Below are 18,938 nucleotides of genomic sequence, written 5' to 3' on the forward strand. Positions count from 1 at the left end.
TGGTTGTAGCTGCTTGAGGCTAGCGGCGATCACGGATCACGACAAGCGATCTCGCCGGAAAACGCAGCTGTGTCGCCGGCTCCCGGCATCAGCGCGTGACGGCCGAGGTTACGTGGTGTTCCCGTTATAATCTCCAGGTTGTGCGAACAGCCTGAGCCGCCGCAACAGCCGTGCCATCGCCGCGACGGCGGCCCGAATCCGGGGGCGTCGCCGATTGTTGATCTTCATCAAGACGGTTGACTTTACGCAGGACATTGCCGTGATGCGCAACATCCTTGCGGAGACGGTCTGATGACACTCGACACCCTGTTTGACGCCGCGGCGAAGCCGCGCAGCAATGCCACTGACAGCCTGACGATTCGCCGGCCGGACGACTGGCACATCCATCTGCGCGATGGCGCGATGCTGCGCGCGGTGCTGCCGTTCACGACGGCGCAGTTCGCGCGTGGCATCGTGATGCCCAATCTGGTGCCGCCGGTGACGACCGTGGCGATGGCCGCGGATTACCGCACGCGGATTCTCGCCGCGCGCCCGGAAGGCTGCGACTTCCAGCCGATGATGACGTGCTATTTGACCGACCAGACCTTGCCTGACGAGATCGAGAAGGGGCATGCCGAGGGCGTCTGGCTCGCCGCCAAGCTCTATCCGGCCGGCGCCACCACGAATTCCGCGCATGGCGTGCGCGATCTCAAGGCGATCCAGAAAGTGTTGGAGCGGATGGAGCGGATCGGCATGCCGGTCTTGATCCACGGCGAGGCCACCGACCCTGCCGTCGATATTTTCGATCGTGAGTCGGTGTTCATGGAGCAGGTGCTGCTGCCGTTCCTTGGGGATTATCAGGGTCTCAAGGTGGTGATTGAGCACGTCACCACGCAGGAGACGGTGGAGATCGTCCGGGCGCACGCGCCGCGCGTCGCCGGCACCATCACGCCGCATCATCTGATGATCAACCGCACCACGTTGTTTCAGGGCGGGCTGCGGCCGCATCTGTATTGCCTGCCGGTGGCCAAGCGCGAGCACCATCGTCTGGCGCTGCGCCGCGCGGTGACGTCGGGCGATAGCTGCTTCTTCATCGGCACCGACACCGCGCCGCATACAGCGAGTAACAAGGAGGCAAGTTGCTGTTCAGCCGGCGTGTTCGCCGGCGCCACGGCGCTACAGACCTATGCGCAGGTGTTCGACGAGGAGAACGCGCTCCAGCATCTGGAGGCTTTCGCCTCGCTAAACGGCGCGCGCTTCCACGGTCTCGCGCCGAACGAAGGCACGATCGAACTGCTGCGCAAGCCCGGCGCGCTGCCCGCGGCGGTCGCTGTGGAAGACGACGAGATCGTCGTGTTCCGCGGCAACGAGATGCTGCCGTGGTCGCTTGGTGAAACCGTCAGGTAGAAGTTGATCCACTCTTGCTCTCCCGCCCAGCGAAGCAAGGCTCCGCCAGGCGGGAGAGCTTGGCTCAAGCCGCTACTTCTTCACCTTGCTGGCGTCCATCTTGATCGCGGGGTCGAGCAGTTTGGTGTTGAAGGCGGTGTCCACGGCGAAGGGCTTTTCCATGCCGAGATAGGTCTGCACGAGCTCGTAGTCCTTCTGCATGCGGCCGCCGTCGATCCAGCCGAGGCCCTTGGTGGTGGTGAATTCGTCGGTCATCAGGAACTTGATGCGCTCCCACTGCTTCTGCTGGTTTTCCTTGTCGAGGCCGGAGGCGGCGTCGAGCAGTGACTTCAGGCAGGGATCAAAATCAGCGACGCAGGCGGCGAAGGCCTTCTGGCTGATGCGGATGAAATCTTCCGACAGTTTCGGGTTCTTGGCGAGGTATGCGCCGTTGACGATCACCGAATTGCCGTAGGGGTTGAGGCCGATGTCCTTCCAGTTGATGTAGCCGAGGTCGTCGCCGAACTCCTTCACCTTCTGGTCGTGCTCATTGTAGAAATCGCTGATGATGTCGACGGCGTGGCTCTTCAGCGAGGCGATCTTGGCTGTCGGGCCGATATTGACGAAGCTCACGGAGTCCGGCGCGATGCCCGCGGCCTTGGCAAAGGCCGGCCACATCACGCGCGAGGCGTCGCCGGGCGGGTTGCCGATCTTGTGGTTCGGGAATGTCTTCGGGCTGTCGACGCCGTAGCTCTTCAGCCAGTAGAAGGTCTGTCCGGTGTTGGCGTAGACGCTCATCAGCGCCACGACATCGGCGCCCTTGCTCTTCGCCACCAGCATGGTCGCAAGATCGGCGATGCCGAAAGCCGAACCGCCGGAGCCGACCTTCACCGAAGAAACCCCCGAGCCCTTGCCGACTTCGATGGTGAGGTCGATGCCGGCCTTCTCGTACCAGCCCTGCGACTTGGCATAGTAGTACGGCGCGTGGTCGGCAGTTGGCGTCCAGTTCAGGATCAGGTTGACAGACTCGGCGGCGGTGGCGGGCAGGGCCGGCGCAAGCAGCGCCAATGCCAGAGCGGTGGTCCTGAGGCGCTTCATGGTAACTCTCCTGAGATGATATGGGGCCGTGCTTGCCGCCGCACGTGCCGGCGTCTACCAATGCAACAAGGGACGCCGCCAATTGTCAACTGTCTGGTTGGATATGCCGAAACAACGATTATCTGCCGCAGAACCGCGCAAGCGCGATCCCGTCGCCACCCGGCAGAAGCTGCTGGTAGCGGCCCGGCGTGAATTCGCGCAAAGCGGCCTCGCCGGCGCCCGGGTCGACGACATCGCCGCGCGCGCCGGCGTCAACAAGCAACTGGTCTATCATTACTTCGGCGACAAGGACGCGCTGTACCTGGCGGTGCTGGAATGGGTCTATGAGGAAATCCGCGCCCAGGAGCGCGAGCTCAATCTGGAAGGTCTTGCGCCCGAAAAGGCGATCCGAAAGCTGATCGAGGCCTCATTTGACCATCTGGCGGCGCATCCGGATTTCATCGTACTGCTCAACGACGAGAACCGCGGCGGAGCGTCGCATGTCAGCGGCTCCCGCAAGCTCACGGCGATGCATTCGCCGCTGGTGGATATGGTGTCGAAGATCCTTGGCGAGGGCGTCAAGGCCGGCATTTTCCGCAAGGGCGTCAATCCGGTGCACCTCTACATTTCGATCGCCGGGCTGAGCTATTTCTTCTTTTCCAATACGCCCACGTTGTCCGCGATCTTCGGCAAGGATCTCGGCAGTCCGGCCTCGATACGCGCCCGGCGCAAGCACGTCGTCGATCTGGTCATGCATTCGCTGCGGCCGTGATGGGTAGTGGAAGCCTGCGCCCTCTCTGCGTCATTGCGAGGAGCCCTTGCGACGAAGCAATCCAGCCTGCGTTTGCGGCCTTCTGGATTGCCGTGTCGCTTCGCTCCTCGCAATGACGGGGGGAGAGGCCGGCGCGCCGCCGCAGCCTTCAAAATAATCAACCAGATGGTTGAAACCTGTTTCTGATGCCGCTAGGCTACCCCCGGTTCCGCGGCGGTATCCATCGCGCGGTACGGGATAAGGAGCACGCAGTGTCCAGCGACGGAATGCGGACGGCCCGGTCATTGGCGATCATCGTGATCGTGCATCTTGCCGTGATCGTGCTGTGGCAGGTGCTGGTCGATGCGTTCCAGGTGCCGAAGTTTGTGCTGCCGTCGCCGCTGGCGGTGGTGAAGACGCTGGCGCAATCGAACTATGCCTGGCTGTCCAACACCGCGGTCACGGCGGTCGAAATTCTCGGCGGCTTCGCGCTCGGCGCGCTGGTCGGCGTCGGCATGGCGGTGCTGTTCTGCTGGTCGCCACTGCTCAGTCTGGCGCTGTTGCCGCTGTTCGTCACGCTCAACATGATCCCGAAGGTCGCTCTGGGGCCGCTGTTCATCGTCTGGTTCAGCTACGGCATCTTCCCCAATATCCTGATCGCCTTCTCCATTTGCTTCTTCCCGATCCTGCTGACCACGGCGCGCGGTCTCAATGAGGTCGAGCCGGACCTGCTCGATCTCGTCAAGTCGTTGCGCGGCTCGCGGTGGACGCTGTTTCGCAAGATCCAGCTACCGGGCGCGCTGCCTTATGTGTTTTCCGGCATGAAGGTCGGTGCGGTGCTGGCCGTGGCCGGCGCCGTGGTCGGCGAATTCATCGCCTCCGAGCGCGGCCTTGGCTACCTGATGATCCAGGTGCAGTCGTCGCTCGATACGCCGGCGATGCTGATGGCGGTGGTGCTGCTGACGCTGCTCGGCGTCGCCCTCTATGGTCTGGTGCTCGCCCTCGAACGGATGTTCGTGGTGCGCGATGTCCGGCTGCAACAATAATTTCAGGGACAAGACATGCTGCTCACCCGAGACACTCTGCCGGACACCATTCCCGATATCGCCGCGCTCGATGACCTGTTGTGCCGGCCGAGCCAGGCGCTGATCGACGATCTCGCCGGTCTCGATGGCGACATCATGATCCTCGGCGTCGCCGGCAAGATGGGCCCAACGCTGGCCGGTCTCGCCAAGGCGGCGCAGCCGGATCGCCGTGTCATCGGCGTCGCGCGCTTCAGCGATCCCGAGGCGAAAGCCTGGCTCGAGGCGCGCGGCATCGAGACGATCAGCTGCGACCTGCTCGACGAGGAGGCCATCAAGGCGTTGCCGAAATCGCCGAACATCATTTTCATGGCCGGCCGCAAGTTCGGCGCCGAAGGCGACCTGTCCCTGACCTGGGCGATGAACGCGCACGTGCCGGCCCTGATCGCGCAGGCGTTTCCGGAGAGCCGGATCGTCGCCTTCTCGACGGGGTGCGTCTATCCCTTCGTGCCAGTGACGGGCAAAGGCGCGGATGAGAGCGTGCAGCCCGATCCGCCCGGCGAATACGCCCAGTCCTGCGTCGGCCGTGAGCGGATGTTCGAGTATTTTTCGCGCAAGTTCGATACGCCCGGCCGTTTGTTCCGGCTGAACTACGCCATCGATATGCGCTACGGCGTGCTGCACGATATCGCGATGAAGATCATGCAGGACAAGCCGATCGACGTCAGTCTCGGCCATGTCAATTTCATCTGGCAGGGCGATGCCGCGGCGCAGGCGTTGCGCTGCCTCGCGCATTGCGACACACCGACCACGCCGATCAATGTCAGCGGCCACGAGATACTTGCGGTGCGCGATCTCGCCGCGAAAATCGGTGCGCGACTGGGCCGCTCGCCCATCATCACCGGTACCGAGCAGCCAACCGCCTGGCTCACCGACGTGTCGCTGGCGACCAGCCTGTTTGGCCTGCCGATCGTCGATGTCGACCAGATGATCGCATGGACCACGGACTGGGTGGCGCGCTCGATGCCGAGCCTGGGCAAGCCGACCAAATACGAGGTCCGCGATGGACGATACTGACGGGCCTGCGATCATCCGGCTGTCGATCGGCGATGCGCCGGCCGGCCTTGCGCTGTCGACCGAGGCGCACTGGAATCAGAACGAAGCCGATTGGCGGTTCTTCCTCACGCGCGGCATCGTGTTTGGCATTGTCGAACGCGATATCGGCCTGATCGCTACGGCGGCGCTGCTGCCTTTTGCGGAGGGCAATGCATGGATCAGCATGGTGCTCGTCACGGCCAGTCGGCAGCGCCGCGGTCTCGCGACCCGGTTGGTTGACGCCTGTATAAACGAAGCAACGCGGCAGAAACGCACCGCCTGGCTCGATGCGACGCCTGCGGGGGCAACGGTCTACGGCGCGCTCGGCTTTACGCCGGCGGGCTGCTCTCAGCGGATGCGGTTTGCAGGCGGCGGCGCAATGCAGGCGGCGTTGCCGGCGGGCGACATAAGTGAGCTTCTGCGGCGAGACTTTCGAGCGATGGGTTTTGACCGCAGCGCCTTGCTGCTGGAATTATCTGGCCGTCCGGGCTCATGCATCGTTGCGCAAGACGGCGCAATCGCGCTGATCCGTGACGGTCGTACAGCCCGCCATATCGGACCGCTGATGGCGGACGATGCGTCATCGGCGGCGCGGCTGCTGGCGGCGATCGTGCAATCCGAAACCGGCCCGTTTCTGCTCGATCTGAACAACGCTCGCAGCGAGTTGATCGACGAACTCGCCGCGGCCGGATGGTCCAATGAACGTCCGTTCCAGCGCATGCGGTTCGGCCTGATCAATGCCACAGGACCGGAGTTGGCTTTCGCCGGCGCCGGCCCGGAATATGGATAGCGCCATGCATCACAGTGAGATGAATTCGGACGTCCGGCGCCTGATCGCCGAGGGCACGGTGATCCCGGCGCATCCGCTGGCGATCGATGCGGCCGGACAACTCGACACTACGCATCAGCGCGCGCTGACGCGCTATTACGTCGACTCTGGTGTCGGCGGGCTGGCGGTCGGCGTCCACACCACGCAATTCGCGATCCGCGAGGTCGGGCTGTACCGTCCGGTGCTCGAACTCGCCGCCGAAACCGCGGCCGCCTGGACCTCGCAGCCCATGGCTCTGGTGGCGGGTCTGGCAGGACCGACGGCGCAGGCCGTCGCCGAAGCGCAAACCGCGCGCGGGATCGGGTATCACGCCGGCCTGCTCAGCCTCGCCGCGATGAAATCCGCCTCCGAAGATGACATCATCGCGCATTGCGAGGCGGTTGCCCGTGAGATCCCGCTGATCGGCTTCTATCTGCAGCCCGCGGTCGGCGGACTGCTGCTGAGCTCGAATTTCTGGCGTCGTTTCGCCGCGATCGACAATGTCATCGCCATCAAGATGGCACCGTTCAACCGCTACCGCACGCTCGATGTGCTGCGCGGTGTACTTGCCGCCGGCGCGCTGGACCGCGTCACGCTCTATACCGGCAACGATGATCACATCCTGCTCGACCTCACGCTGCCCTTCGACCTGCGCGACGGCGGCGTCACCACGCGCGTCAATATTCGCGGCGGCCTGCTCGGCCACTGGTCGGTATGGACGTCGAGTGCCGTCAAACAGTTCGAGATGTGCAAGGCCGCGCGCGGCAAGGGCGTTCTCCCCGCCGACCTCCTGGCGCTCGATGCCCGCGTTACCGATTGCAACAGCGCGTTCTTCGACGTCGCCAACGATTTCCACGGCTGCATCGCCGGCTGCCACGAGATCCTGCGGCGGCAGGGGCTGCTGAAAGGCATCTGGTGCCTCGATCCAGCTGAGAGCCTCGGCCCCGGCCAGATGCAGGAGATCGACCGCGTCTGCCGCGAACATGCTGATCTCAGCGACGACGATTTTGTCGCCGCGAACCTGCAGAAGTGGCTGTCCTGATGACCGAGCGCGAGCCCTTCATCCGCCTGCGCAACGTCCGCAAGGTCTACCGCTCGCAGGGCAAGGAATTCCTCGCTGTCTCCGACGTGACGATGGACGTGCAGGAGGGCGAGTTGGTGTCACTGGTCGGACCAAGCGGCTGCGGCAAGACCACGGTGCTGAAGATTCTCGCCGGCCTGCACAGCGCCGATGGCGGCACCATCCAGATCGGCAATGCGACCACACCGTTCGATCCCGCCCGCGACATCGGTATGGTGTTCCAGCAGGCACTGCTGCTGAAGTGGCGCACCATACTCGACAACGTGCTGTTACCGGCCGAGATCGTCGGCTTGCCGATGAAGGCGGCGCGTTCGCGCGCCCGCGATCTGCTCAATCTCGTCGGCCTCAAAGGCCATGAAGACAAATACCCGCAGCAGCTTTCCGGCGGCATGCAGCAACGCACGGCGATCGCGCGCGCGTTCATCCACGATCCCAAGCTGATCCTGATGGACGAGCCCTTTGGCGCGCTCGACGCCCTGACGCGCGAGCAAATGAACCTCGAAATGCTGCGGATCTGGCGCGAAAGCGGCAAGACGATCCTGTTCGTCACCCACAGCATCCAGGAGGCGGTGTTCCTCGCCTCGCATTGCGCGGTGCTGACCTCTGGCCCGGCGCGGATGGCCGAGTATTTCCCGATCGATCTGCCGGCGACGCGTACGCTGGACATAAAGACTACCGACGCCTTCGGCGTCTATGCGCGCCGCATCTATGCAGGCTTGGGGCTTAGTTCCGGCCACTGAGGCGGCCGGGTTCCCCCATGCCGCGCCCTACCGCGCGCGGCGGGCATTCCTATATGCCGGCCATGCCGAAACCTTCTGTCGTCACCATCCAGCCGCGCCGCTCCCCGCCGATCTTCGTCTACAAGAAATGCCTCGGTCGCATTGACGACGGCAAAGCACTGCGGCGCGGCTTGAAATCCGAAGCCAGGCGGCTCGGCGCCGGGCGCGCCATGAAACCGCCGCGCATCGTGCTGACGGGCTGCATGGGCATATGCCCGAAACGCGCCGTCGTCGTCGCGAGCCCCGCGACGCTTGAGCGCGGCCAGTACCTTTTGTTGGCGGATGGCGATTCAGCCGCTAATGCTGCCGCAATCCTGATGCCGGAGAGTTCCGGCATTCGAGGCGGCAAGTAGAGGCTCTCTCCGTGGACGCACATTCCGACCCCACCGCGCTCGACAAGCTGAAGGCGCGGATTCAGGCGCTGCGCGCCAAGACCATCGACAATGGCTGTACCGAGGATGAGGCGCTGTCGGCCGCCGCCAAGGTCGCCGAATTGCTCGACCGCTACGACCTGTCGTTGACCGATGTCGAGATCCGCGAAGCTACCTGCGAGCGGCGCAGCTTCGAGACCTTCCGCAAGAAGCGCATCCCGCTCGACGACTGCATCGGCGCCATCGCGCATTTCTGCGATCGCCGGGTGTGGCGCGAGAAGAATGAGGTCGGCGAAAGCCGCTATGTGTTCTTCGGCCTGCGCTCCGACATCGAGGTCGCGCACTACCTGACCGAGTTGGTCGATACCGCGGTGCGCAGCGAGGCCGGCCGCTTCAAGACTTCGCGCGAATACCAGAAATTCCGCCACAACGAACGGCATCTGGCGAATTCGTCGTTCTCGCTGGGCATGGTGGCGTCGATCGCCGACAAGCTGCTGGCGATGAAAGCAGAGCGTGACCATGTCGGCCAGACCTCCGGCCGCGCGCTGGTCGCGGTCAAGGCGTCGGTGGTCGAGGCGGAATTCGCAAAGCTGGATATGAACCTGAAGACCGCGCGCGGCGGTCGCCGCATGGTGTCGATGACCGCTTATGAGGCCGGTGGCCTGGCCGGCGCGTCGCTCGCGATCCATCCGGGGATCGGCGGCGCGGGCAGGTCGAGGAAATAGCCCTTAGCGGAAGGCGGAATCGCCCGAGACGGTGATCATCACCGGCTTGCCGGCCTTGATCACCTTGGCGGTCTGGCTGGCGCCGTCCTGTCCGCCGCTGCGGGCGGCGACGCCAAAACCGGCGAGGGCGATACCGGCCACCAGGGCCATCGTGACGATCTTGAGATGCGTGGACCTGTCTGCACTGTGAAGCGAATGGTTCATGGCGGCCTCCTGCCGTCTGCGCGGCGTCTATGGCCGTACGGATAGAAGTCGCCGGTTTCCGGCCGATGGCGCGACGAAACAAACGTGTTTCGTCGGTCGATCGATTTGTTTCGTCGGGTTTGCCGGATGGTTGCATCGGCCTAGTAAGGGCCGGCAGACGGTATATAGCTACAAGCCGAAATCGAGGGAGAAACGCCATGACCGACCTTTGTCGCCGCTCCCTGGCGTGGGTACTGGCGGCGATGTTGCTGGCGACAGGGGCTGTCGCCGTGGCCGCCGAGCCCGCGCCACGCGATATCCTGGCGCCCAGCGGCAAGCTCCGGGTCGGGCTGTATCCGGGAACGCCGACCTCGATCCTGCCCGACGCCAAAGCGGGCCCGCGCGGCGTTGGTTATGACCTCGGCCAGGCGCTCGCGGCGCGGCTGGGCGTACCCTACGAGCCGGTGGTTTTCAGCAGAAACGCCGAGGTGCTGGAGGCCGTCAAGACCGGCGCTGTCGATGCTGCTTTCACCAATGCCTCGGCGGCGCGCGCCAAGGTAATGGACTTCGGCCCGCCCTATCTGGAAAGCGAACTCGGCTATCTGCTGCCGCCGGGCTCTCCCGTCGCCGCGCTGGCCGATGTCGATGCCGCCGGCCGCCGCGTCGGCGTGACCGAAGGCAGTTCATCGGACGCGGTCCTGTCGCGCGACCTGAAACAGGCCACAGTGGTCCGCGTCGCCAATATCAACCTCGTGGCCGGCATGATGGCCGCCGGCCAGCTCGACGTTTTCGCCACCAACAAGGCGACCTTGTTCGAGATGGCCGAAAAGCTGCCCGGCGCCACCGTGCTCGATGGCCAGTGGGGCGTGGAGCGCCATGCCATCGCCATCCCGAAGGGACGTGAGCAGGGCTTGGGCTTCATCCGCGAGTTCACCGAACAGGCCAAGGCGCAGGGGCTGGTCGATGCCGCGATTGCGCGCGCGGGATTGCGCGCCGCGAGCACCGCGAAATAGTCTTCGCCATCCCAGGTATTTCCAGCTTTGGCGAGTTTTGTTTACAAGCCACCACACGGTCGCCAGTGCAGCGAGTGACCGGCATTCTGGGAGAACGTATCTATGGCGAGCCTGATCCAACGCATCGGTATTCTGGCGGCGAGCGCCGCGCTGTCCCTCGCGGTCTTGCCGGCGCAGGCGCAGACGGCGGACTGGCCGAAAAAGCAGGTCACGTTCTTCGTGCCTTACGCGCCCGGCGGCGCCGTCGATGTTCTGGCGCGGACCATCGGTCAGGCGCTGTCGAAGAGCTGGGGGCAGGCACCGATCGTCGAGAATCGCGCGGGCGCCGGCGGCACCATCGCCTCGAAGGCGCTGACCCAGGCTGCTCCCGACGGCTACACGCTGATCCTGGTTGCGTCAGGCCATCCGCTGAACCAGTTCTTCTATCCGAGCCTGCCCTACGACACCTTCAAGGATTTCACCGCGATCAGCGAAGTCGCCTATTCGCCGCTCGCCATCGTGGTGTCGAAGGATAATCCGGCCAAGAACCTGCAGGAGCTGCTGGCGCAGGCCAAGGCGAAGCCCGATTTCCTGTCCTACGGCATGTCCGGCAACGGCACCTCGGCGCATCTGGCCGGCGAACTGCTCAACCACATGGCCGGCGTCAAGATTGTCTCGATCCCGTTCAAGGGCGGCGCACCGGCGCTGACCGCGGTGATGTCTGGCGATATCCCGATGAGCATCAACCCGCTGCCCGAGGTCATCGGCCAGATCGATGGCGGCGCGGTGCGCGCAATTGCGGTGACCACGGCGACGCGCGCGAAGACGATGCCCGACGTGCCGACGGTGGCGGAATCCGGCGTCGCCGGATACGACACCGCGGTGTGGTGGGGATTTCTCGGACCCGCGGGCATGGCGCCTGACGTGGTGGCGAAGATCAATGCCGATCTGGTGACGGCGCTGAAGGACCCCGCGGTGGTGACCGCGCTGGACAAGATCGGCGCGGTGCCGGTCGGCAACTCGCCGCAGGAATTCGACGCCTACATGCGCGCCGAAGCCGCCAAATGGGGGCCGGTGCTCAAAGAGGCCAATATCAAGATCCAGTAGAGCGAAGGCTCGGGCTTCTTGTCTGACGCTTTTTATTGGCGCGAACTGGAAGACACTTCGCTCGAAAACGCTTTGGGAAGAATATCCATGACGCAATCGAACCAATGGCATGTCGGCATCGTCGGTTATGGCGAGGTCGGCCGTATCCTCGCCGAGGATCTGCGCGCGCAGAACGTGCCCGTCAGCGCCTATGACCTCAAGCTCGACGGGGATCATGCCGCAGCATTGCGGGATCATGCCGCGGCTTATGGTGTCGGGCTGGCCGCTTCCCACGCGGACCTCGTGTCGAAAGCCGATTTCGTCATTTCGGCGGTGACCGCCAGCCAGGCCGTGCCGGTGGCGCAGGCCTGCGCGCCGGCGATCCGGCCGGGCACGTGGTTTCTCGATTTCAACTCCGCCTCGCCGCGCGCCAAGCAGCGTGCCGCAGCCTTGATCGACGGCGCGGGTGGTCGCTATGTCGAAGGCGCGGTGATGACCTCGATCCCGCCCTATCGCATCAAGGTGCCCTTGCTGCTCGGCGGCGCGGGGGCTGCCGAACTGGCGCCGCGGCTCGCGGCGCTCGGCTTCGACGCCAAAGTGGCGAGCGCTGAACTCGGCACCGCTTCGGCCACCAAGATGTGCCGCAGCATCATGATCAAGGGCATGGAAGCGATGGTGATCGAGAGCTTCACCACTGCGCGCGCCTACGGCGTCGAGGATGCCTTGCTGGCCTCGTTGACCGAGACCTTTCCGAGCATCGACTGGGAGAAGCAGGGCGCCTATTTCTTCCAGCGCGTCATCGAACACGGCCGTCGCCGCAGCGAGGAAGTCCGCGAGGTCGCCGAGACCGTGCGTGACACCGGCCTGACGCCGTGGTCCGCGTCCGGCACCGCCGAACGTCAGGCATGGGTCGCGGATCTCGCCGATGACGGGCTGTTCGGGGCAAAAGGCACGCCGGGCTTCGCGCGCAGCGCCGACTGGCGCGTGGAAGCGGACCGGATCTTGAAGAGGCTGGAGGCGAAGTAACTGGGCGTTCGCGTCATGGTTACCCAGTCGTTAACGCCTGCCGGATCTGCGGCCCTTTCTGCGGACCGGCGAAGCAGTTGGAAAGATTTTTGTGCTGTTGTTGAAGCTGGCGCTGCTGCGGATTTCCGCGGCGGACGGCGGCATCCTGTTCCCGCCCGCGCCCTTAGAGGCGACGACCCATGAGGGCGCAGGTGAACTGGAAGCTGGTCAGCCTTGTCGTCGTTGTGGCGTGCGCGTCGGCTGCCGTTTGGATTTCGGCAACGAAGAATCAGACGCCTGACCTGCACCGGGAAGCGCGCCAGTTCACTGTGTACCAGACCCTGAACAGGTACAGCGATCCCGTCATTGTCCTTGGCGACAGCATCGTTGAGGCCTCTACCTTGTCGCGGTCGATCTGCGGGCGCGCGATCGTGAATGCCGGCCTGAATGGTGCTTCCACAGCCAGCGACCTTGGCGGATGGCTGGCGGCTGCACTCGACGGCAAACGCGCTGCCATGATCGTGGTGTCGCTGGGCGTCAACGACGCCATGTCGCCGGCTACGCAAGGCAAGGACGAGTTTGCCACTCGCTACGGCGCGTTGCTGGACCGGCTGTCTTCATCGACGCCGCGGCTTGCCGTGCTGGAGATCGCGCCGGTCGAAGCGCAGGGGCGCATGACCGTCAAATTGCGCGACGAGCTGACGCAGACCGTCAAGAACTACAACAACATCCTGCGCGACGTGGCGGCGAAGCATGGCGCGACCTTCGTCGCTTTGCCGGCGATGCCGGCACCTTACACGGTCGATGGCGTGCATTTGAACGCGAACGGCTATCAGGCGTGGGATCAGGCCGTCATGCAGGCAGCAGGGGCGGTCTGTGGCTGAAACGATCATCCCGCAGCGGACACAAACGATACCGTCGACCCCGCCCAACAAGCTGCTAGGGCTGGAGCTGGTTCGTTTCATCGCGGCGGTTGCCGTGCTGGTCTGGCATTACCAACATTTTTCCTACATCGCCGGCACGCCGGTCGATCTCGTGACGGATCAACTGCCGTTGTACGGTTTGCTGCGGCCGTTTTACGAAGCCGGCAAATACGGTGTCTGGGTGTTCTGGTGCGTCAGCGGGTTCATTTTCTTCTGGCGATATCGCGACGTTGTTTTCGAGCGCGCAATGCCCGGCTGGACATTCTTCGTGTTCCGGCTGTCGCGGCTGTATCCGTTGCATGTCGTGACGTTGATCCTCGTCGCGCTGCTGCAGGCGATCTATTTCCGCCAGCACGGATACTTCTTCATCTATCAGAACAACGATATTCAGCACTTCCTGCTGCAATTCTTCATGGCCAGCAAATGGGGCCTTGAATCCGGCGACAGTTTCAACGGCCCGATCTGGTCGATCTCCGTCGAAGTGCTGGTCTACGTCACGTTCTTTGTGCTGTTGCGATTTGTGACGCGATCGGCGCTGATGAATATCGTGGTTATTCTGGCCTGCCTGAATATGGAGGGGCAGTTCTTCCTCTGCCTATCGTTCTTTTATGCCGGTGGCCTTGCGGCGATCGCCCGACGATCATTGGCTTCTGCGAAATTTCCCCGTGCGATCGAGAGTGCCGGGTGGATCGCCGCGGCCGCTGTCCCGGTATTGATCTGGCTATTCAGCCCGAGTCCCCAGAGCATTGACTGGCTGTTCTGCATGGCCTGCACGCCATTGGTTTTGTTTTGCCTGTCTTGCAAGATCACGCTTGCCGCGCCAGTTCAGCGGTGGCTGGAAGCGGCCGGAAACATGACCTATTCGAGCTATCTGCTGCATTTCCCGCTTCAGCTTCTGATCGCTTCGGGATGCGCGATGTTCGGCAGCAAAATTCCACTTTACGAGACGTGGTTTTTCGTGGCGTTCATGGCCGCGACGCTGGCGCTGTCTTATCTCACCTATCGCTATTTCGAGGCGCCTGCCCAAATGCTGCTGCGCCGCAGCCTGTTGCGGGGCGCGGTGGCCCCGTCGCGGCCGATGGCTATGCGCCCGCCGCCTTCACCAGTGCGATGATGTCGTCGCCATAGTGTTCGAGCTTCTTGTCGCCGATGCCCGGGATGCCGCGCAGCTGCGCCAATGAGGTCGGGCGCGCGGTGGCGATGCCGTCCATCGTGGCGTCGTGCAGCACGACATAGGCCGGCACGTTACGCTTCTTCGCCTCTTCGGAGCGCCAGGCGCGCAGCACCGCCAGCAGGTCCGGATCGCCGCTGTCGTTGCGCGGGGCTGCGAGTTCGCCGCGGCGCGATTTGGCGCGCGGCGCGCGGCCGGTGCCGCCGGTCTCCTCGCGCATCATCACCTCGGTTTCGCCCTTCAGCACGCCGCGCGCGGTCTCGGTCAGCTTCAGCGCGCCATAGGCTTCGCCGTCCGCATAGAGATAGCCCATCGCCACCAGTTGCCGCGTCACCGCGCGCCACTGCTTCTCGCTGAGTTCGGCGCCGATGCCGAACACCGAGAGCTGGTCGTGGCCGAACTGCTTGATCTTGTCGGTAAGACGTCCGATCAGCACATCGATCAAATGCATCGCGCCGAAGCGTTGTCCGGTGCGATAGGCGCAGGACAGGAATTTTTGCGAGGCGACGCTGCCGTTCCACACCTTCGGCGGCGACAGGCAGTTGTCGCAATTACCGCATGACGTATCGCCGGTGACTTCCTCGCCGAAATAGCCGAGCAACCGGGTGCGCCGGCAGTGCACGGTCTCGGCGAGGCTGACCAGCGCGTCGAGCTTGCCGACCGAGACCCGCTTGAACGCTTCCGCGCCGGTGGATTCGTCGATCATGCGACGCTGCTGCACGATGTCCGACAGGCCATAGGCCATCCAGGCATTTGACGGCTTGCCGTCGCGGCCGGCACGTCCGGTCTCCTGGTAGTAGGCCTCGATGCTCTTCGGCAAATCGAGATGGCAGACGAAGCGCACGTCGGGCTTGTCGATGCCCATGCCGAAGGCGACGGTGGCGACGATCACCACACCGTCCTCATTGATGAAGCGGTCCTGGTTGTGCGCGCGAACATTGGCGTCGAGCCCGGCGTGATAGGGCAGCGCCAGTACGCCGGCTCTGTTCAGCGCGTTAGCGGTGTCCTCGACCTTGGCGCGCGACAGGCAATAGACGATGCCGGCTTCGCCCGCATGGCGCTCGGCGATGAAGGAAAGCAATTGCCTCTGCGCGCTGGTCTTGTCGACGATCTCGTATTTGATGTTCGGCCGGTCGAACGAGGCGACGAAGCTCCGTGCATCCGCCAGCCCCAGCCGTTGCACGATCTCCTGCCGGGTGAGATCATCGGCAGTGGCGGTCAGCGCGATCCGCGGCACGTTGGGGAAGCGTTCGGCGATCACCGAGAGGCCGATATATTCCGGGCGGAAGTCATGGCCCCATTGTGATACGCAATGTGCCTCGTCGATCGCAAACAATGCGATCCGGGCACGGCCGAGCATCGCTAGGCAGCGCGGCGTCAGCAGCCGCTCGGGCGCGACATAGAGCAGATCGAGATCGCCGGCCAGGAGGCGCTGCTCGACCTCGTTTGCCTCGTCCCAGGAGAGGGTGGAGTTCAGCACGGCGGCCTTGACGCCGGCTTCCAGCAGACCCGCGACCTGGTCGCGCATTAGCGCGATCAGCGGTGACACCACGATGCCGCAGCCTTTGCGGAGCAGCGATGGCAGTTGGTAGCACATCGACTTGCCGCCGCCGGTCGGCATCAAGACCAGACAGTTGCCGCCCGATGTGACGTGGCGGACGATCTCTTCCTGCGCGCCGCGAAACCCGGGCAGGCCGAACACCGAATTCAGGACGGAAAGCGCGTTCGGTTCGATGTCGGACTCACGGGTACGGGCGGTATTGACGGTCATGCGGCAGGTCGATCCCTGATTCGTCGGCCCGGTATAACAGACGGCGTGTCATCGCGCGGTCGCATCCCCAGCAAAATCGGTGTAGACTGCGTTAATCAGCTGATGCCGAGGCCGCCTCGAAAGTCTGGTGCGCGCAGCCCCAACAGATCGTTGAAGTTTGCTATGTCCCTCATCCTGCGCATGTTTTCATGGCTTCTGGGCCGCCGCCGAGGTGGCCGCCAGCGTTGGCACGCGGCCAACGAAAACGTGCTGTCGAAGTCTGCGCCGCGGCCCCGCAAGGCCGGCAGCAAGCCGAAATGGACGGTCATGGTCCACGTCATCGCGCATAATCCGCCGGTAAGGTTGCTCGGCCATCGCACCGCGCTGGAAGTCTGGAACCTGTCCGATCCGACCCGCGTCGCCTTTCTTTATCTGCAGCACGGCCGCCGCCTGCGCCTTCCTGCGCCAGCCGCAATCGTCGAATTCGGCAAGGCCGCCCGCCGCAGCCGGATGGCGGAATAGCCAGCGGAACCGACGCGCTTGCGGTAGATTGATGGGCAGCATCAACCCGAGAGGCCCGCGATGACCGACAACACCTTTACCGACGCCAAACCCGGATTCAACGAGCGCAGCGCCACAGCCAGCGCAAGCAGCGCCAGCGAGACGGTCGCCATGGTCAGCGACATGTTCTGCGCCGCGGTCGATAAATTGACGGAGGTCGTCGACGACGCCCGTCGCCCCGGCAAGCCGCTCGATACCGTCGCGAGATTGACCCGTGATGCGCCGCTCGGCGCGCTGCTCGTGGCCTTCCTGGTCGGCGTGGCCGTCGCGCGCCGGCGCTGATCTGGCAAGCGCGCGAAACCACAGGGCGCGACGGTGGGCTTTGAGGCGGGTTCCAGCGGCTTGACGACGGTGGCCCGAGCGGAGAAGGTCGCGCCCGTTTCCATCGCCTTCCGAACGAAAGATTCTCCCATGATCAAGCGTCTCATCCCCGGCAAGCGTCTCAGCCAGGCCACCATCCACGGCAACACCGTCTATCTCGCCGGCCAGGTGCCGAACGACTACACCGGCAATGTCGAGGCCCAGACCACCGAAGTGCTGGCCAAGATCGACGCGCTGCTCAAGGACGCCGGCACCGACAAGACCAAGATGCTGTCGGTCACCGTGTGGCTGCCGAGCATGGGCGATTTCGCCAAGTTCAACACCGTGTGGGACGCGTGGGTGCCGGCCGATGCAACGCCCGCCCGCGCTTGCGTCGAAGCTCGCCTCGCTGATCCCTCGATCAAGGTCGAGATCGCCGTCATCGCCGCGATCGGCTGAAATTGATGATCCCCACAGCAATTGCGGTCGCCCCTAACGGCGGCCGCAAGGTCAAGGCCGATCATCCCGCCGTGCCGCTGACGCCGGCGGAACTGGCCGTCACCGCCGCCCGCTGCCGCGACGCCGGTGCGTCGATGATCCACGCCCATGTCCGCACTGCCGACGGCCTGCATCTGCTCGATGCCGATGCCTACCTGGCTGCCACCGCTGCCATCCGCGGCGCGGTCGGCAATGATCTGGTGATCCAGATCACCAGCGAGGCGCTCGGCAAATACAGCCCCGCCGAACAGCGCGCGGTGGTCCGTGCCGTTCGTCCTGAAGCCGTTTCGCTGGCGCTGCGCGAACTGGTGCCGGACTCCTCCGAGGAGACCGCCTTCGCTGAGCTGCTCGGCTGGATGAAGGCGGAGTCGGTGACGCCGCAGATCATTCTGTATGAGGTCGAGGAGGCCGTGCGCCTCGCCGAGTTTCGCAAACGCGGTCTGATTCCCTTCGCGCATCTGCCGGTGCTGTACGTGCTCGGCCGCTACACCGTGGGACAGACCTCCGCGCCGGCCGACCTGCTGCCGTTCATCGATTCGACTGCGCCGTCGTTCGAGCACTGGAGCCTTTGCGCCTTTGGCGCGCAGGAGACCGCTTGCGTCACCGCCGGCGCGTTGCTCGGCGGCCATATCCGGGTCGGCTTCGAGAACAACGAGTCCCTGCCGGACGGCTCCCGCGCACAGGGCAACGAGGATCTCGTGGCGGCGACGCGGCGTGCCATCGAGGCCGTCGGCCTCAGGCCGGCGAGCGCCGACGAGTTGCGGGCCGCAACGGCGAAATGAAATAAGCCGGCCGGATCGGGGAAAATCTTCCGAATCCGGCCGGATGTTCGCTATATCTCCGCGATGGTCGAGAAGATTCCAGCCATCCCCCGTGATGTCATTTCAGCTGCGGGGGGCATCGTGGTGCAGCAGGGTGAACCGCCGCTGTTCGCAATAGTGTGCCTGCGTAAGCGCGGCGACTGGGTGCTGCCGAAAGGCAAGCTCGATGCTGGCGAGACGCCGCGCGCCGCAGCGCAACGCGAGGTGCTGGAAGAGACCGGCCACGACGCTTTGGTAGGCGAGTTCCTGGGTACGCTGGCCTATGAAGTCGGCGTTCGCATCAAGATCGTGCATTACTGGCGGATGGAAGCCGCCGCCGAGCCTAGCCGTCCGCTGATGAAGGACATCAGCGCCGTGGAATGGCTGCCGCTCGATGCCGCGCTGGCGCGGCTAAGCCGCAGCCACGAACAGGCATTTCTGGCGCAGGTCGGGCCGCTGGCATTGGAAGCCCGGGCCGATGGGGTCGCGTTGCGCGACGGTCCTGCGACAGCGTACCCGAATCTGCCTTCGCCCGGCGTCGTGCAAAAATTCTGGCGCTGGCTGAGAGGCTGAACGTGCTTGCTTCGCAGGTTGG

The 18,938-nt window shown here is 64.4% G+C and carries 23 protein-coding genes; 20 read left to right on the forward strand and 3 right to left on the reverse strand.

The annotated features are described in order from the left end of the window. Window positions 1-291: 291 nt before the first annotated feature. Complete coding sequence (pyrC, locus tag JWQ24_RS08015) at window positions 292-1,386, forward strand: dihydroorotase (protein ID WP_299806434.1); 1,095 nt, start codon at window positions 292-294, stop codon at window positions 1,384-1,386. A gap of 72 nt (window positions 1,387-1,458) precedes the next feature. On the opposite strand, the gene JWQ24_RS08020 is transcribed toward pyrC, so the two are convergent. Beyond that, window positions 1,459-2,463, reverse strand: coding sequence for an ABC transporter substrate-binding protein (locus JWQ24_RS08020; RefSeq protein ID WP_299806436.1), 1,005 nt, complete (start codon window positions 2,461-2,463; stop codon window positions 1,459-1,461). Window positions 2,464-2,566: 103 nt separating this feature from the next. Here JWQ24_RS08020 and JWQ24_RS08025 point away from each other — a divergent pair, with 103 nt between their 5' ends. The 8 genes from JWQ24_RS08025 to JWQ24_RS08060 all read left to right on the forward strand — a co-directional run bounded on the left by JWQ24_RS08025 (window position 2,567) and on the right by JWQ24_RS08060 (window position 9,074). Further along, window positions 2,567-3,214, forward strand: coding sequence for a TetR family transcriptional regulator (locus JWQ24_RS08025; protein WP_299806438.1), 648 nt, complete (start codon window positions 2,567-2,569; stop codon window positions 3,212-3,214). A gap of 251 nt (window positions 3,215-3,465) precedes the next feature. Beyond that, window positions 3,466-4,239 (forward strand): ABC transporter permease, encoded by a 774-nt coding sequence (locus tag JWQ24_RS08030; RefSeq protein ID WP_299806440.1) that lies wholly within the window; start codon window positions 3,466-3,468, stop codon window positions 4,237-4,239. Window positions 4,240-4,254: 15 nt separating this feature from the next. Continuing rightward, on the forward strand, window positions 4,255-5,292 hold the full coding sequence (locus JWQ24_RS08035; RefSeq protein WP_299806442.1) for an NAD(P)-dependent oxidoreductase: 1,038 nt from the start codon (window positions 4,255-4,257) through the stop codon (window positions 5,290-5,292). Next, on the forward strand, window positions 5,279-6,100 hold the full coding sequence (locus JWQ24_RS08040) for a GNAT family N-acetyltransferase (protein ID WP_299806444.1): 822 nt from the start codon (window positions 5,279-5,281) through the stop codon (window positions 6,098-6,100). Before JWQ24_RS08035 ends, JWQ24_RS08040 begins: the two co-directional genes overlap by 14 nt. 4 nt (window positions 6,101-6,104) lie before the next feature. Further along, a complete protein-coding gene (locus tag JWQ24_RS08045; protein WP_299806446.1) occupies window positions 6,105-7,160 on the forward strand; it encodes a dihydrodipicolinate synthase family protein in 1,056 nt (351 codons plus the stop codon). Next, entirely contained in the window at window positions 7,160-7,939 is a 780-nt protein-coding gene (locus JWQ24_RS08050; RefSeq protein ID WP_299806447.1) for an ABC transporter ATP-binding protein, read from the forward strand. The genes JWQ24_RS08045 and JWQ24_RS08050 overlap by 1 nt, the downstream gene beginning before the upstream one ends. Window positions 7,940-7,956: 17 nt before the next feature. Beyond that, entirely contained in the window at window positions 7,957-8,331 is a 375-nt protein-coding gene (locus JWQ24_RS08055) for a (2Fe-2S) ferredoxin domain-containing protein (RefSeq protein ID WP_299806448.1), read from the forward strand. Between the two features lie 11 nt (window positions 8,332-8,342). Continuing rightward, the gene (locus JWQ24_RS08060; protein ID WP_299806449.1) at window positions 8,343-9,074 is read left to right on the forward strand and encodes a DUF2786 domain-containing protein; all 732 of its coding nucleotides are present in this window, start codon (window positions 8,343-8,345) and stop codon (window positions 9,072-9,074) included. Between the two features lie 3 nt (window positions 9,075-9,077). Here JWQ24_RS08060 and JWQ24_RS08065 read toward each other — a convergent pair whose 3' ends face one another. Continuing rightward, complete coding sequence (locus tag JWQ24_RS08065; RefSeq protein ID WP_299806451.1) at window positions 9,078-9,278, reverse strand: hypothetical protein; 201 nt, start codon at window positions 9,276-9,278, stop codon at window positions 9,078-9,080. Between the two features lie 197 nt (window positions 9,279-9,475). Here JWQ24_RS08065 and JWQ24_RS08070 point away from each other — a divergent pair, with 197 nt between their 5' ends. From JWQ24_RS08070 to JWQ24_RS08095, 6 genes are all read left to right on the forward strand, one after another. Further along, window positions 9,476-10,270: a transporter substrate-binding domain-containing protein gene (locus JWQ24_RS08070; protein WP_299806453.1), complete on the forward strand. Its 795-nt coding sequence runs from the start codon at window positions 9,476-9,478 to the stop codon at window positions 10,268-10,270. Between the two features lie 102 nt (window positions 10,271-10,372). Beyond that, the gene (locus tag JWQ24_RS08075; RefSeq protein ID WP_299806455.1) at window positions 10,373-11,356 is read left to right on the forward strand and encodes a tripartite tricarboxylate transporter substrate binding protein; all 984 of its coding nucleotides are present in this window, start codon (window positions 10,373-10,375) and stop codon (window positions 11,354-11,356) included. 87 nt (window positions 11,357-11,443) lie between these two features. Further along, window positions 11,444-12,361: an NAD(P)-dependent oxidoreductase gene (locus JWQ24_RS08080; protein ID WP_299806457.1), complete on the forward strand. Its 918-nt coding sequence runs from the start codon at window positions 11,444-11,446 to the stop codon at window positions 12,359-12,361. A 91-nt stretch (window positions 12,362-12,452) separates the two neighbouring features. Further along, entirely contained in the window at window positions 12,453-12,641 is a 189-nt protein-coding gene (locus JWQ24_RS08085; protein WP_299806459.1) for a hypothetical protein, read from the forward strand. 28 nt (window positions 12,642-12,669) lie between these two features. After that, window positions 12,670-13,224, forward strand: coding sequence for an SGNH/GDSL hydrolase family protein (locus JWQ24_RS08090; RefSeq protein WP_299806461.1), 555 nt, complete (start codon window positions 12,670-12,672; stop codon window positions 13,222-13,224). After that, on the forward strand, window positions 13,217-14,377 hold the full coding sequence (locus JWQ24_RS08095; protein ID WP_299806463.1) for an acyltransferase: 1,161 nt from the start codon (window positions 13,217-13,219) through the stop codon (window positions 14,375-14,377). Before JWQ24_RS08090 ends, JWQ24_RS08095 begins: the two co-directional genes overlap by 8 nt. Here the strand turns inward: JWQ24_RS08095 and recQ are convergent. Then, window positions 14,346-16,205 carry a DNA helicase RecQ gene (gene recQ, locus JWQ24_RS08100; RefSeq protein ID WP_299806465.1) on the reverse strand — a complete coding sequence of 620 codons (1,860 nt, stop codon included), beginning with the start codon at window positions 16,203-16,205 and terminating at the stop codon, window positions 14,346-14,348. The two genes, JWQ24_RS08095 and recQ, sit on opposite strands and share 32 nt — an antisense overlap. A 162-nt stretch (window positions 16,206-16,367) precedes the next feature. On the opposite strand from recQ, the gene JWQ24_RS08105 reads away from it, so the two are divergent. The 5 genes from JWQ24_RS08105 (at window position 16,368) to JWQ24_RS08125 (ending at window position 18,916) form a co-directional block, all read left to right on the forward strand. Next, window positions 16,368-16,706 carry a hypothetical protein gene (locus JWQ24_RS08105; protein WP_299806467.1) on the forward strand — a complete coding sequence of 113 codons (339 nt, stop codon included), beginning with the start codon at window positions 16,368-16,370 and terminating at the stop codon, window positions 16,704-16,706. A gap of 60 nt (window positions 16,707-16,766) precedes the next feature. Continuing rightward, window positions 16,767-17,027 (forward strand): hypothetical protein, encoded by a 261-nt coding sequence (locus JWQ24_RS08110; RefSeq protein ID WP_299806469.1) that lies wholly within the window; start codon window positions 16,767-16,769, stop codon window positions 17,025-17,027. A gap of 129 nt (window positions 17,028-17,156) precedes the next feature. Continuing rightward, window positions 17,157-17,504 (forward strand): RidA family protein, encoded by a 348-nt coding sequence (locus tag JWQ24_RS08115; protein WP_299806471.1) that lies wholly within the window; start codon window positions 17,157-17,159, stop codon window positions 17,502-17,504. Between the two features lie 5 nt (window positions 17,505-17,509). Beyond that, on the forward strand, window positions 17,510-18,325 hold the full coding sequence (locus tag JWQ24_RS08120; protein WP_299806473.1) for a 3-keto-5-aminohexanoate cleavage protein: 816 nt from the start codon (window positions 17,510-17,512) through the stop codon (window positions 18,323-18,325). Window positions 18,326-18,388: 63 nt separating this feature from the next. Beyond that, entirely contained in the window at window positions 18,389-18,916 is a 528-nt protein-coding gene (locus JWQ24_RS08125) for an NUDIX hydrolase (RefSeq protein WP_366521420.1), read from the forward strand. The last annotated feature ends 22 nt before the right edge of the window (window positions 18,917-18,938 follow it).

The organism is Tardiphaga sp. (genome assembly GCF_028290495.1).
Taxonomy (GTDB): domain Bacteria; phylum Pseudomonadota; class Alphaproteobacteria; order Rhizobiales; family Xanthobacteraceae; genus Tardiphaga.